Here is a 13,742-nt window from a genome sequence, read left to right as displayed (position 1 = left end):
GCTCCTTTACGTGGGCGGATTCTGCGCCGCCGTGGACGTCATGCCCATGCGCGCCATGTGGGCACGTACCACCGAGACATAGTCCTCATCCGCGACAAACCCCAATGCACGTGCGCGCACGGTTTCGAAATCGTTAGGCCACGAGGCCACGATACGCTCGACCGCAGGATCCGGTTCGTAACGGATCAGCTTCGTGACGGCATCACCGGCCGCCGTACGCAACGCTTCGATCATGCTGCCCACTGACACCGACAAGCCCGGCAGGTTTACCGTACGGTCATTGCCCAACAGCGCGCCATCGACTTCCAACGCATGCGCCAGATTGTCTATCGCACGATCGGGCGATTGCAGCCACATGCGCAGTTCAGGCGACACCGGGCACACCGCCTCTACGCCTGCCAAGGGCTCGCGAATAATGCCGCTGGCAAAACTCGACGCGGCCTTATTGGGCGCACCCGGGCGCACGGAGATCGTCGGTACACGCAGCGTAATTCCATCGATATAGCCCTTGCGCGTGTAATCGCCCACCAGCAACTCGCCGATGACTTTCTGCACGCCGTAAGAACTCTGAGGCAATGTACGCGTGTCGTCTTGCACCCGCTCGGGCAACGTGCCGCCAAAGGCAGCCACCGAACTGGTAAAGACAAAACGCGGCTTGGTGCCAAGCGCGCGCGCATGTTCCAACAGCGCCCGAGTGGCATCGATGTTCACACGCATGCCCAGATCGAAATCCGCCTCCGCCTGCCCGCTCACCACGGCGGCCAAATGGACGATAGCGTGCGTATCGGTGGTAATCGCGCGGGCGAGCGTATTCGGGTCCGCCACGTCGGAAACGATGCTTTCCACACGTGGGTCTTGAACGGGACACGGCACCAGGTCAATGGTGACGATACGGGTGACCGGTTTCCCGGCCACGCCGCTTTCGAGCAGGCGCCGCACCAGCATCGATGCCAGGAAACCACCTCCGCCGGTAATGGCGATCTGCATAATTGACTCCGATACTGACTTAGTTGGAAGAACCGCGAACTTTGTTGATCTCGACCATCATCTCGGCACCGAGGTCGCCGCCCAGATCCTTGGAGAACTTGTCGATCACCGGCTGCAGCTTCTCGCGCATGCGCTTGGCTTCTTCAGCCGACAACTCGTTGACTTCCATGCCGCGCTCCTTCAGCTCCGCCAGAAAGCGCGCTTCGCTTTCGCGCGAAATCTTGCGTTGATACTCGGACGCTTCGGCAGCGGTTTCCTTCAACAGCTTTTGCTCGTCGGGCGTGAGCTTGTCCCACACGCGCTTGCTGACCACCACGACATACGGCGTATAGGTATGACGGGTCAGGCTCAGGTACTTTTGCACCTCGTTGAACTTGGACGTGTTGATCGTGCCCAGCGGGTTTTCCTGACCATCCACGGCGCGCGATTCCAGCGCGGTGTAGACCTCGGGGAACGGCATCGGCACGGCATTGGCGCCCAGCGTATTGAACGTCTCGATGTAAACCGGGTTTTGCAACACGCGGACCTTCAGGCCTTGCATGTCTTCGAACTTGGTGATCGGACGACGGCTGTTGGTGATGCTGCGGAAACCGTTTTCCATCCAGCCCACGACTACCATGCCGTTGGCGTTCATCTTCTCGGCGATTGCATCGCCAACTTTACCCGCCAGAACGGCATCGACTTCTTGTGCCGTATTGAAGGTGAACGGCAGGTCCAACAGGCCGATTTCACGGACCACGCTGGCGATCGGCGACGAGGTGATGATGCCCAGCTCCTGCACACCGCCTTGTACGGCGGAGGTCATCTGCGTATCACCGCCGATGCTGCCGTTGCCATGGATACGCACCTTGATCTTGCCGCCGCTGCGTTCGGCCAACAGTTCCTGCCAGCGCTTGGCGCCCAGGGCGGCCGGGTGATCGTCAGCAATCACGTGGCCGAGCTTGAATGTGCGTTGCTTATAGTCGGGCGAATCAGCAGCGATCGCGCCGGCGGCGAAACATGCGGCGATCAAGCCCAGCGTATAGCGGCTCATTTTTTGACGGGACATAGCGAATTTCATGTGGGGTCTCCTAGGTGCTTATGGTTCGTGATGTCGTAGGTGCTGCGGGGTAAAACAGGTGACGCGGAATCAGGCGGCAATACCTGCCCGGCGCAAGTCAGCCAGCCAACCGAAGCTGTCGGCCGAGGCGCCCGTGGGCTTGTACTCGGCGCCGACATAGCCTTGCCAGCCCAGACGGTCCAGTTCGCGCAGTATCTCGACGTAGTTCAGTTCGCCCTGATCCGGCTCTCCGCGCGCCGGCGCGCCCGCGATCTGTACGTGACCGATCCTGTCGAAATGACGGCGCATGCGCATGATCACATCGCCTTCCTGAACTTGGATGTGATAGCAATCGAACATGATGCGCAGATCGCTCAAGCCTTGATGATCGATGATGTCCGCGGCCTGATCCACGCTATGCAGGAAGTACCCCGGCCGGTCGCGGCCATTCAGGGGTTCGATCACCAAAGTGGATCCGCTGCCCTCGGCCCAACGCAACGCCCGCTGCAGATTGTTGAGGTAGCAACGACGCGCGTCTGACGGCGACACGTGGCCGGCCAATCCGGCCATGACATGAATGGCCGGGCCGCCTACGGCATGCGCGAACTCCAACGTATCGCGCATGGATTTTTCAAACGCATCCTCGAAGCCCGGCAACGCCGCCAGTCCCCATTGAGCGCCTTCGCCCCACGGGGTGTTGATCCCGACCATCTTCAACCGATGCTCGGTCAACCAGGCGCTGATTTCGGCAGCGGAACCGTGTTCGTAGGGAAACCAGCACTCGACCGCATCAAAGCCAGCTTGTTTCGCGGCGGCAAATCGTTGCGCAAAAGGAAGCTCAGTAAAGAGGATCGAAAGGTTTGCGGAAAACTTCAGCATGATGTCCTGACTAAGGGCGAATTGGGGGAGATGCCGCGCGTTTACCAGCGTGCACCGAACGCTGTGCGCAGCTCGTCGATCTGTGCTTGCGACAGCGCGCTGGCATCAGTCATCAACCAGAGACGTGCGGTTTCCTCGAGCTCTTCGAGCACGGCCATCGCGGCCGCAGGACTGTCGTGCCAGACATTGGGACCCAATCGGTCCAGCATCACGGCGCGCAACGGCGCACCGGCGCGCTGCCCCTGGGCAATCGCATCGGCCACCAGATCGCCCACCTGTGCGTCACCCGGGCGGCGATACGGAATCAAAGGCACATGACCGACCTTCATCACGAAGTAAGGCGTAATGGGCGGGACGATATCCGACTCCCGCCACACACCTTTCAAGGTCAGCGCCACCAGGTGCGTGCTATGCGTGTGAATCACGCAACGCGCAGTCGGCTCGGCCGCATAAATCCTGCGGTGCAGGACGATCGTCTTGCTCGGGCGCGCGCCTGCGGGAGCATTGCCCTCCGCATCCACGCGCACCAGATCAGCCGGCTTCAGGCGTCCCAGACAAGCGTCGGTGGGCGTGATCAACACACTGCCATCTTCGAGTAGCGCGCTGATGTTCCCCGCCGTCGCGTGCACATAGCCGCGCTCGAAAAGCGAGCGCCCAACAAAACAGATTTCCTCGCGCAGGGCTGCCTCGCTCATACCGCCGCCTCGTTGTTCAACATCTTGAATGCCTTGATGAAAAAGTCGTCGCTGCCGAAATTGCCGGATTTCAGCGTCAGATGCAGCCCTTCGCCCGAGGCCGCCGGGCTATGCGCGTAGCACCATGGCACGCCGGGATCGATCTGAGGCCCGATCTGCATCCGATCGATATCAAGCGCCTGCACGCAGGCGCCAGAGGTCTCGCCACCCGCGACAATCAGCTGACGCACGCCGAGTCTGACTAAGCCTTGCGCCACGGCGCCCAACGTACGCTCGACCAATTCGCCGGCTTCTTGTGTGCCCAGACGCGCTTGAACGGCCTTGACGGATTCCGCGTCCGCGGTCGAATACACCATGACGCGCTCGCCCTGGTTCACGCGCGGCTGCGCCCAGGCCAATATGTCGGCAACCGGGTTCTCTGCCTGCGCGAGTTGCAAGGGATCTAATGGCAGCGCAGCGCCCCCCGCGTCGATGAACGCGCGCGTCTGCCGCTGCGTCGCCGCCGAACAACTGCCTGCCAATATCGCCTGCGCGCCCACCGCTTGCGGCAAACGCTGCGCGCTGGCGTTGGGTTCAAAACCCCACTGCGCCGGCAGACCCATGGCCAATCCCGACCCGGCTGTGACCAAAGCCATATCGGCCGTGGCCGCGCCCAGTGTCAACAAATCCTCGTTATCGATCGCATCGACAACCGCCATGCCGATGCCCTCTTGCTCAAGCTGCTGGAAACGCTGCTTGATCGCGAGCGCGCCCTGGCGCACAACACGATGGTCCACCAAGCCCACGCGCCGGCGGGACTGCGCTTGCAACACACGCACCAGATTCGCGTCGGTCATCGGCGTCAAGGGATGATGACGCATGCTGGAGTCGCTGAGCAGCACGTCTCCAACGAACAAGTGGCCCTTGAACACCGAACGCCCATTGTCTGGAAACGCGGGCGTCGCGATGGTGAACGACGATCCCACGGCATCCATCAGTGCCTCGGTCACGGGACCGATGTTGCCTTCGGGCGTGCTATCGAACGTGGAACAGTATTTGAAATAAATCTGCGCGGTAGGGTTCAGACCACGCAACCATTCGCACGCCCGCACCGACTCGGCGATCGCATCGGTGGCCGGCGTGGTGCGCGACTTCAGCGCCACGACGATAGCGTCGGCATCGACCTCGCCCGCGTCTTTCGGCACCCCTATCGTCTGAACCACGCGCATACCCGCGCGCACGAGGTTGTTCGCCACGTCCGTAGCGCCGGTGAAGTCATCGGCAATGCATCCGAGTCGCATTATGTCCCCTATTATTGAAATTCTGAGGAAGTGATAATACGTATTCGTATGATGATTTAGAAACTAGGGATTACCCTGGGTGCCATGATGCACAGTTTTACGCCGACCGCCTCACTTGTTTGAACGGGACCACGAACCGGTCCCGCTCCGAGGAAAAAGTGCGGGCGCCTCTACACCGTCAACAAGGCTCTCGTCTCGATAAAATCGCCAAGACGATTTAGGCCCGCACTGGACTTCATCGCACTCGCCACGCAGCGATACATAGCGCGGCTAATGGCTGATCATCCACGGACGGCTATTGGCGAATGTCTTGCTGCCATCGGCGGCCACCCGTGTCTTACCAGACCGCTTCGCGCCGCCACAACAGCCGCAGTTCATGCCGTGGCCAGACCGGGTACTGCGCGGCTCGTTGGCGCTGGCCTCATTGCGAGCCCTGGCGCGATTGATGGCCGAGGACAAGGCACCCAGCGCCGGTGCACCGCCCAAAATGCGCGGCGACGCCTCGCCACACGTCGGGCAGGCGGCGGGGGCTTGCCACTGCGCGAGCGGGCGCAGCGCCGAAAACTCACCACATGCGCGGCAGGCATAGTCATAGGTAGGCATGACGTCTCCTTACAGATCTGGCGAAACAGGCATATCAACGTCGCCGCTGATGAACTTGGTCGGGCCACTGGCCGAGGGCATGATGTCGAAGTCGAAAATCTCCGTTGGCAACCACAAGGTCGCGCACGCATTGGGAATATCGACCACCCCGCTTACATGCCCCTGCACCGGCGCGGTGCCCAGAATCGAATAAGCCTGCGCACCGGAATAGCCGAACTTTTTCAGGTATTCGATCGCGTTCAAGCAAGCCTGGCGATATGCCACCGTCATATCCAAGTATTTCTGGTTGCCCTGTTCATCGACGGAAATTCCCTCGAAGATCAGATAGTCCTTGTAGTTCGGCGTAATCGGACTGGGCTTAAAGATGGGGTTCTTGATCCCATACTTGTCCATGCCTCCCTTGATCACATTGACTCGCATGTGAATCCAGCCCGCCATCTCGATCGCGCCGCAAAACGTAATCTCGCCGTCGCCTTGCGAGAAATGCAGATCGCCCACAGACAAGCCACCGCCCTTGACGTAGACCGGAAAAAACACCCGGGACCCCCGCGACAAATCCTTGATATCGCAGTTCCCCCCATGCTCGCGCGGCGGCACCGTACGAGCCCCTTCGGCCGCGGCCTTCTCGAACGCATCGCCTTTTAGACGGCCCATATGCGCCGTCTTGGGCGCGGGCGGATTCGCCAACGGCGGCACACGGGTGGGATTCGTATCGATCAAACCCTGCTCACGCTTGTTCCACATATCCAGCATCGCCTGATCCGGCAAACATCCGATCAAGCCTGGGTGGATGAGGCCGGCAAACTGCACGCCCGGAATGTGGCGCGACCGGGTGAACATACCCTCGAAATCCCAGATCGACTTCTGGGCCAGAGGGAAATGCTCGTCTAGAAAACCTCCGCCATTCTTTTTGCTGAAGAAGCCATTGAACCCCCACAAGCTGTCCGGCTTGGCCCCTATATCCAGGAAATCCACCACCAGCAGATCACCGGGCTCGGCCCCCTCTACGCCCACCGGCCCAGACAGAAAGTGCACTGTCGTCAGGTCTACATCACGCACATCATCGGCGCTGTCATCGTTCTTGATTGCGCCACCGGTCCAGTCATAAGTTTCCAGCACGAAATCGTCGCCTGGCTTAACCCATACCGCGATGGGGATATCGGGGTGCCAACGATTATGGATATTTTCGTTCTCATAAGGCGATTGCTTCAGGTCGACTTCAATCAGGGTCTTAGGCATGACGATCTCCTCGGTGTCGCGGTATGCGAATACAGGTGGGTCAAACAGACAGATAGGCACTGATGGTTTTTTCGTCGACGTCCTCGCGCAAGTTCTCGTTCCGAGGGTTTGGCCGGGGGGACATCCAACACCGGGGCGGGCTTGGAATCAAGGCCAGCGCAAGGCGCCTGGAGATCGCCGGTAGAGACGCGATCCATAGAACTTCGCGCCTTGCGCGAGAACCTTGGCTTGATGTACTGATCATACAGCCCAACCAGCCCATTTGGGAATGCCATCACCACCGCAATGAAGAGCAAGCTAATCAAGAGCTGCCCCAGACCCGGGAAACTTTGAAGGGCGGCTGAAGAGATCCATCGACAGGTGTTCATCGATCCGATTTCTCAAAGCGTTGCCATTCGGTGGCGTTGAACATGGTTTATTTGGAGCCCGGTAAGAACCTCCAATCAACCCTTTCCCGCGGAGCCCATATGCGCGCCCCTGCCGTTAATGTCTCAAGCCAAGCCGCGTCCTTCCTTGACAACGTGAATGCCGACCCGGAACACCGTCCAACCAAGGGCTTAATCCTGGCCGCTATTATCGGAGACGAGGTACCTGACTTGACCGCCTTGATCGAAAGGCACTCCGATGACTTAGCTCAAATACGCTACGAAAGAGGCCTGACCGTACTGCATGTCGCGACCGATCACGGCAGCAACTCGATCACCAAGCATCTCCTCAGCGAACACCCGGATACGGTGAAAGAACTGATCAACGCCAGAGATGACACGGGGCGCACACCGCTAGTGTGCGCACTTTTAAATCCCGAAAATGACCCGGACTTGCTTCCCCTGCTACAGCTTGATGAAGCACAAAATTGCTATGCCCTGGCCAGAGTGCTGCAGCAAGACGACGTCTCAGAGGAAATTAAAGGCCACGCCGTGCAGCGGTTGACCAAATCGGGCGTCAATATTACTCAAGCCCTTGACGTTGCGGTCGAACATCAATGGCGTACCGCGATACGTTTGCTGACGGTTCTAGGCGCCCCGAGCTCTGAAGTGCTCAGTGCAGCGGCCATCGCCGGCGATAGAAAAAAAGTCCAGGCTCTCTCCTCTGAACCTTCAATAGTGGCGGCCGCCCTCGTCAAGCTAGCTAGCGCTAACCAGTCCGACGGCTTGACTCTTCTTTGCGCGCCCGACATTGGACCAGCGCATGCCCGAGTAGTAGCCCATGCGTTTTGCCATATTGCCGAAGACTTCAGGTCGGACGCTCCATCCACAATGCCAGGCACAATGGCGAAGCTCGTGCAGTGCATAACACCCACAATGTACCCAGAGTTCGCACGAATTGCCGCGCTTGGCAATATTGATGCGATAAAAATATTGGCCGAAGCCAAGGCGTTATTCGCCCTCAAAATAGAGAAAATAATCTGCGACGGGAACCTCGCGGCTATGCGGACACTGGTCGCGGCAGGGGCAACCGTCCCTATCGAAACCCAGGAAAAATTGTTTGCGCTTTTCACCAATGCGCTTCCGGGAACCCCACAGCTGAGGGCCGCCTGGCAAAATTACAAGCTGCTCTATGCTGTGGAAGCGGATATCAGCAACATGCCTCAACATGTTCGCGAGAAGATATCGAGGGAAATCGCCACACTCCGTGCTCATCCCTCGGCGCAGCTAGACAAGGCCCTCATCAACGTTATTAATCTGAAAGAGGTCGCACAAGTCAAAACGCTGATCGACCGAGGAGCGAAATGGGAAAATGCACTAACGGCACTGAACTCCGGCGATATGACTGGGGTACAGGTACTCCTTCATGCCGGCGTAGACGCCACCCAAGCGCTTTGTTATGCGGTTAGAAACCGGCTCATGGCTGTGGCAACCGCTCTGATTGAGGCAGACGCACGCTACGTACGCCATTTGGGCGCCGCCCCATGTGTTTCGCACCCTATCGTCGCCAGGGTCATCATAGATCTTATTCAGGAAAAGGATGACGCCTTTATGCAGTGGTTTATCCCGACGTTGAGCAATGGGACAAATGAACTGGTCTATGCTGCCCGGATGAAACATGTGCCATTGGCACAGACCCTGATCAACCTCCGGGTAAACGGGTCCGCCGCTCTGATCCACGCATTAGCGACCGGCGAATACGAGGCTGCGGGCCAATTGATTTCATGGGGATACGCAGATGTGGATACGGCACTCATGCTGAGCTTCCGCTTGGAGCAGCCTCAGATCCAGGCTCCGGTTCAGCGCATTTTGCAATCCCTCGGTGGCCGCTTATCACTCGCTCTGTTGCGGGCGGCCGAATCATGGCGTATCGATGCAGCAAAGAACCTGATTGCCCGTCACCCCGAGATAGGCCGATCCGCCCTGATGGACTTAAGCGGGGACGATAGTAACGTAGTGAAGTTATTGCGCCTCAGAGTCGTCGTGCAGTCTGGCGCCGATACGAAAACCGTCATTGCCGATCTGATACGCAACGGTTTGACCGTGAGCAGCAAGCGTAGGCTCCAGAGACTCGCCGATGTGGGGGTCACTGAAGCACAGGAAGCACTGGCGGGTCATGTTGTGACGCCTTAAGTCGCCTTCGGGGCGTACCCGAACGACAGTCTTCTTTCCCCGTCGCGCGCGGCGATGCGCGCGTCAATACAACACCGCGAGGAGTCGCGGTGTTTGTCTATATACGCCAGTTGAATCCGAAACTTATGAAATTCATCGAACTTTCGTAGGCTGGCTGTTACTCAATGCAGGTTTGCCCCCTGCGCCGGCGCGTTTACCACCCTACCTGAGGAAGCGGTCTATGTACAACCAACCCTATTCCCGTTCGTCGCCATCGTCGCCAACAGACAGTTTGTCTGCCAATTCAAGGACCGCCACGGACGATATCTCGCAGGCTATACGTGACGACAATTTGCAGGCCTTCACGAACCTGTTGCCCGCGACCAGGGAAAAGCGCCGGGAACACCTCGACCAAGTAGGCCTGGATTATCTCAGCACGGCTTTTCTGACAAGCAGCGATAGGATCGCCCTGGATCTTCTCGTCTATCATGAGTGGGACAGCGATCTACTCGATCGCAGAGATTCCTGCGGCAACACCTTCATCATGGATGCAGCCCGAAAAAATAACCTCATTTTGCTCGATGCCTTGATCAAGGCCGGAGCCCGGGAGGGCCTGCCGGAGGCGCTAGCGCATGCAGCGGACTTCGATCAAATGGAGGAGGTATACGAGGCATTGATCGACCTTAACAAGAAATATAACCCTTCCCTAGCGCTAAGGTTTACCGCGAAAAGCGATCAGCATCTCGAAGTATTCAAGCGGTTGCTCGAGGCCGGCGCGTCCGTGGAAAAACTGATAAGAACAACCCCTGCCGACATCATCGAACCGTTGATCAAGGTCGGCACCAAGGCGATCAAGTCCGAAGCGCTGACTTATGCGGTGGAGTGTGGTCATACAGACATAGCCAAGAAGTTGATCAACGCAGGCGGTACGGCATACCTACCGAAAGCGTTGGACATCGCGGCAGCACATGGTCATGCGGAAATAGTTCAGTCATTGCTTCGCACCGGTACTAAAACCGACCTGTCCCCAGCAGTGATAGGGGCAGCAACAAACGGCCATGCGGACGTGGTCAAAGCGTTGCTCGAAGCCGGCGCAACAGGTTACCTGCCTAGGGCCCTGGAGTACGCTGCCCAGGGCGGTCATACGAACGTAATCAAGGTGTTTCTCGAGGCCAAGGCGACGACAGGCCTCTCCAGGGCACTAAGAGAGGCGGTAATACATCGTCATACGGAAACTGCCAAGCTGTTGATCGATGCCGGCGCCGTCCCCTACAGGACGCTGGCAATCATCGCGGCATACAAGGACGACCCATCGCTAAAAGCTCGAGCCCTGCAGTTCATAACGGCGCAAAACGCCGACGCTTCGGACGCACTCGGTTTTGCAGCGGATGCATTTGATCCCGATGATTTAGTCATTGCATTCGCGCCATTGCTTTTGCTGGGCGCTCAAAGAGACAGGGCGTATGCTTTTCCAGAAATATTTACCGAGATTTCCGCACAAATACATAAAAAACATCCTTTGGATGTCGTGATGCGGGGAGCGGAGATCACGCCAGCGTTGCTGAGTTTAGTGAAAAGCGTCGGTGAAGCGACCATTAGAACGCATTCGCGCTTCACACTTTTCGAAGATATGACCGCGGCTGACATTTTTGTTAGAGAGGTTGCGGATACGACAGCTTTGTTGAAACTGGCCGAAAAGGAAGATACGGCATGCCTGAAGGAAATAATCGCGCTAAGCGCCGAGAAAGACCATTTGCACGACGGCTGGGAGACGCTGGCAACAAGAGGCTATATCGACACCATAAAATTACTGATCTCTACGAGTCCGTCACAGGCGGAACAACTCCTATACCGGTGCGCCAAAAACGGTAATCTGGCGGCGGCGAAGACTTTGATGGCGGCCGGTGTGCGCACCTCATATGCGCTGGACACCACCCTGAGCCAGTTGTACGGCCGCGATCACAATGCAGAACTGGCTGCGTTAAAGCTATTAATTGCGGCAGGTGCGGATTCGTCGACGCTGCCCGAAGAGATAAGCGCCAAGCTAGCCGAGGAAAACACCAGCAGGCAGGTTCTCTCAACAGATCATTCGGTCCTCCAGACCCTCTTAACGGCAGCGATTAAAGGGGACGCGATTGAGGTCGCCTCGATGCTCCCCAATGTCACCCCGCTTGTCGTTTTAAGATCGCTGCACAGCCAATCAAAGGCGAAGGAAGGCCTGCGCACCTTGATCAACGCCGGCTTGGATGTCCCCAAAGCACTGCTAGATTGCGTAAGGGCGGGGGATCGACTCCTGGCCCGCTTGTTAGCCAACAACGATGACGCTTCCGCGCGGACGCTCGTGCATCTGCTCAAAAGCACGGACGAACGCGATGAGGAAACCGCACGCGCGCTCATTCCCGCCGTGACGGACGGCGTAGGCGCATTGATTCAGGCGGCTCGAAGCAACGATCAAGATTTGCTAATGAAGCTGCTCGAGATGAAAGCAAACGGACCCAAAGCACTGCTGACATTATTGTCGGAACACCGTTACGAAGCGGCGGGGCGTTTGATCCAGTTGGACGTAGACGTTCACACGGCGCTGATGCTGACCTACCAGCTCAGCGATGATGAGCGGCCCAGCGACATTCGAACGAACCTGGAACTAATGGGAGCCAAATTCGATACCGCGCTCCAACGGGCCTTCGATCTCAAGGACACCAGAACCGCCGCAGCGATGACTCGTGAACTCTACCGAGATTGAGCCCACGTCAAACCGGCATTGACTTATCAAGACCCTGAGCGAGGATGAGCTGGGGCACATCGTGCTCCAGCGATCAAGCAAGGATATCCATAGCGCGGTGGTCGGTCGGCACGCCCCGGACAAGAAACACTATCCCATCGCTGCTTGCCGTCCTTAACGGTTTTATCGCCTGGTAGGCTGGTGAGTCATACCAGCGTGATGCATGCTCCATATCGGGAAACTGGATGACAATCAAGTCTGCTGTCGGCTCGCCCTCCAACGAAATATATGGCCCCCCATGAATAATGAATTGCCCTGCATACGGTTGTAGTGTCGAGTCGATTCGCTCGAGATAGGCGCGGATCTCGTTGTTCAGGTGCGTTTCGGAAAGGATGGCGACGGCATAAGCTGGCATGAAAGACTCCCGAGATAACGGCACTGACAGGTGCGCAACGCGCGATGCATTGCGGCGATGTGATGCCATTGTCGACCGCGCGATCCTCTGCGTCGATGACGTCGGAGGTAATCGCGTTGTATGTCATCCGCTGGCGTAATTCCAATCGCGCAGTGACCGGGATACCCATTGCCGGTCCCGCCGGCGCCGTGCCCCGGTGGCTGGCACCGAGAACACCCTTCTGGCGCCGCGCGGTCGCATCAAACGGATCAGCGGTCTCCTTGGCAAGATGCTATCTTGAAGGTAAACGTGTCGCGTGGCAGTTAGTCAGCATGGAGACAACATGGACCAACAAGATCCGGTCCGGCCGAGTGCGCGCGGCAGCCGCCACTTTGCCGATTTCGCCACGGCATTGCGCTACTGGCGTGACAAGCGTGGCTATACCCAGCTTCGGTTGTCGAGCGAGAGCGGTATCTCGCAGCGTCACATCAGCTTCCTCGAAAGCGGGCGCTCGCAGCCGAGCCGCGAGATGGTTCTGAAACTTGGAATCGTCCTCGACATCCCGCTGCGCGAGCGCAACGTGATGCTGTTGGCGGCAGGCTACGCGCCAGCCTATCGGGAAGGCCGGCTGTCGGACCCGGAACTGGCCGCCGTGAAACAGGCCTTGGATTTCATGCTGACCCAGCACGCTCCCTATCCAGCGTTGGTGGTCGACCGGCTGTGGAATCTCGTGATGGCCAATGCGCCGGCGACAATGATGATGCGCTGGCTGCTCGACATGCCGAACGACACCCCGCTGCCACGCGAGGGTGTCAATGTGCTGAAACTGATGCTCGATCCGAATGGTGTTCGCCAGCACCTGCTGAACTGGAAAGACGTCTGCGCTGACCTGCTGCATTGGATCCAGCGTGAAGCGATGAGCGACGGCCTCGGGAGCGAGGCGGCGAGCCTGCTTGATGAACTGATCGCATTGCCGGAGATCGGCGAAACGACCCGCTTGCCCAACCTCGATGCGCGCGCGCTACCCTTCTTACCGATGCAGATTCGAAAGGATGGAGTGGCGCTGAACTTGTTCACTTCCATTGCCACCATGGGCACGCCGCACGATGTGACTGTGCACGAGCTACGGATCGAATCGTTCTTTCCGGCTGACGATGGCACGGCGCGCTGGTTCCGTGAGCACGCCGCGGGCGCGTAGGACCGGGTTGCGCCTGGTTTCGACGCGGTACTGTCATACGAACATCGGTTACGCGCCGTCTAGAACCAGGCTCTACATCATAAACGGGGGACGACCAGCATTCATTAGACTTGTTTTTGCGAAGAACCTGTCTAAAGGAAACAATGCTGATGTCCCCAATCGATTCTAT

The 13,742-nt window shown here is 58.3% G+C and carries 11 protein-coding genes; 3 read left to right on the top strand and 8 right to left on the bottom strand.

What is annotated here, in order from left to right:
• Nucleotides 1-6: 6 nt before the first annotated feature.
• The 7 genes from denD to fmdA form a co-directional block, all read right to left on the bottom strand.
• Nucleotides 7-987: a D-erythronate dehydrogenase gene (denD, locus tag GOQ28_RS00055; RefSeq protein ID WP_160354949.1), complete on the bottom strand. Its 981-nt coding sequence runs from the start codon at nt 985-987 to the stop codon at nt 7-9.
• 19 nt (nt 988-1,006) lie between these two features.
• Nucleotides 1,007-2,035: a TRAP transporter substrate-binding protein gene (locus GOQ28_RS00050; protein ID WP_160354948.1), complete on the bottom strand. Its 1,029-nt coding sequence runs from the start codon at nt 2,033-2,035 to the stop codon at nt 1,007-1,009.
• An 81-nt stretch (nt 2,036-2,116) separates the two neighbouring features.
• On the bottom strand, nt 2,117-2,905 hold the full coding sequence (locus GOQ28_RS00045; RefSeq protein WP_160354947.1) for a hydroxypyruvate isomerase family protein: 789 nt from the start codon (nt 2,903-2,905) through the stop codon (nt 2,117-2,119).
• A gap of 41 nt (nt 2,906-2,946) precedes the next feature.
• Nucleotides 2,947-3,600 carry a class II aldolase/adducin family protein gene (locus GOQ28_RS00040; RefSeq protein WP_160348660.1) on the bottom strand — a complete coding sequence of 218 codons (654 nt, stop codon included), beginning with the start codon at nt 3,598-3,600 and terminating at the stop codon, nt 2,947-2,949.
• Nucleotides 3,597-4,880, bottom strand: a complete 1,284-nt coding sequence (otnK, locus tag GOQ28_RS00035) for a 3-oxo-tetronate kinase (RefSeq protein WP_160354946.1) — start codon at nt 4,878-4,880, stop codon at nt 3,597-3,599. The genes GOQ28_RS00040 and otnK overlap by 4 nt, the downstream gene beginning before the upstream one ends.
• A 270-nt stretch (nt 4,881-5,150) precedes the next feature.
• A complete protein-coding gene (locus GOQ28_RS00030; protein WP_160354945.1) occupies nt 5,151-5,483 on the bottom strand; it encodes an FmdB family zinc ribbon protein in 333 nt (110 codons plus the stop codon).
• A gap of 9 nt (nt 5,484-5,492) precedes the next feature.
• The gene (gene fmdA / locus GOQ28_RS00025) at nt 5,493-6,722 is read right to left on the bottom strand and encodes a formamidase (protein ID WP_160348663.1); all 1,230 of its coding nucleotides are present in this window, start codon (nt 6,720-6,722) and stop codon (nt 5,493-5,495) included.
• A 467-nt stretch (nt 6,723-7,189) separates the two neighbouring features.
• Between fmdA and GOQ28_RS00020 the strand changes: the two genes are divergently transcribed.
• On the top strand, nt 7,190-9,280 hold the full coding sequence (locus GOQ28_RS00020; RefSeq protein WP_160354944.1) for an ankyrin repeat domain-containing protein: 2,091 nt from the start codon (nt 7,190-7,192) through the stop codon (nt 9,278-9,280).
• A gap of 220 nt (nt 9,281-9,500) precedes the next feature.
• Nucleotides 9,501-12,002 carry an ankyrin repeat domain-containing protein gene (locus GOQ28_RS00015; protein ID WP_160354943.1) on the top strand — a complete coding sequence of 834 codons (2,502 nt, stop codon included), beginning with the start codon at nt 9,501-9,503 and terminating at the stop codon, nt 12,000-12,002.
• Between the two features lie 73 nt (nt 12,003-12,075).
• Here the strand turns inward: GOQ28_RS00015 and GOQ28_RS00010 are convergent, their stop codons facing one another.
• Nucleotides 12,076-12,396: a DUF1330 domain-containing protein gene (locus tag GOQ28_RS00010; protein WP_160354942.1), complete on the bottom strand. Its 321-nt coding sequence runs from the start codon at nt 12,394-12,396 to the stop codon at nt 12,076-12,078.
• Between the two features lie 322 nt (nt 12,397-12,718).
• Between GOQ28_RS00010 and GOQ28_RS00005 the strand changes: the two genes are divergently transcribed.
• Nucleotides 12,719-13,573, top strand: a complete 855-nt coding sequence (locus tag GOQ28_RS00005) for a helix-turn-helix domain-containing protein (RefSeq protein WP_160354941.1) — start codon at nt 12,719-12,721, stop codon at nt 13,571-13,573.
• Nucleotides 13,574-13,742 lie beyond the last annotated feature (169 nt).

This window comes from Bordetella sp. 02P26C-1 (genome assembly GCF_009763255.1).
In the GTDB taxonomy this organism is placed as follows: domain Bacteria; phylum Pseudomonadota; class Gammaproteobacteria; order Burkholderiales; family Burkholderiaceae_B; genus Bordetella_A.
Note: the sequence above shows the minus strand (reverse complement) of the source record. Positions and strands in the feature narration are given on the sequence as shown.

Excerpts from the sequence above, each read along its gene's own strand:
- denD (WP_160354949.1), bottom strand. The coding sequence starts at position 987 with ATGCAGATCGCCATTACCGGCGGAGGTGGTTTCCTGGCATCGATGCTG.
- GOQ28_RS00050 (WP_160354948.1), bottom strand. The coding sequence starts at position 2,035 with ATGTCCCGTCAAAAAATGAGCCGCTATACGCTGGGCTTGATCGCCGCA.
- GOQ28_RS00045 (WP_160354947.1), bottom strand. The coding sequence starts at position 2,905 with ATGCTGAAGTTTTCCGCAAACCTTTCGATCCTCTTTACTGAGCTTCCT.
- GOQ28_RS00040 (WP_160348660.1), bottom strand. The coding sequence starts at position 3,600 with ATGAGCGAGGCAGCCCTGCGCGAGGAAATCTGTTTTGTTGGGCGCTCG.
- otnK (WP_160354946.1), bottom strand. The coding sequence starts at position 4,880 with ATGCGACTCGGATGCATTGCCGATGACTTCACCGGCGCTACGGACGTG.
- GOQ28_RS00030 (WP_160354945.1), bottom strand. The coding sequence starts at position 5,483 with ATGCCTACCTATGACTATGCCTGCCGCGCATGTGGTGAGTTTTCGGCG.
- fmdA (WP_160348663.1), bottom strand. The coding sequence starts at position 6,722 with ATGCCTAAGACCCTGATTGAAGTCGACCTGAAGCAATCGCCTTATGAG.
- GOQ28_RS00020 (WP_160354944.1), top strand. The coding sequence starts at position 7,190 with ATGCGCGCCCCTGCCGTTAATGTCTCAAGCCAAGCCGCGTCCTTCCTT.
- GOQ28_RS00015 (WP_160354943.1), top strand. The coding sequence starts at position 9,501 with ATGTACAACCAACCCTATTCCCGTTCGTCGCCATCGTCGCCAACAGAC.
- GOQ28_RS00010 (WP_160354942.1), bottom strand. The coding sequence starts at position 12,396 with ATGCCAGCTTATGCCGTCGCCATCCTTTCCGAAACGCACCTGAACAAC.
- GOQ28_RS00005 (WP_160354941.1), top strand. The coding sequence starts at position 12,719 with ATGGACCAACAAGATCCGGTCCGGCCGAGTGCGCGCGGCAGCCGCCAC.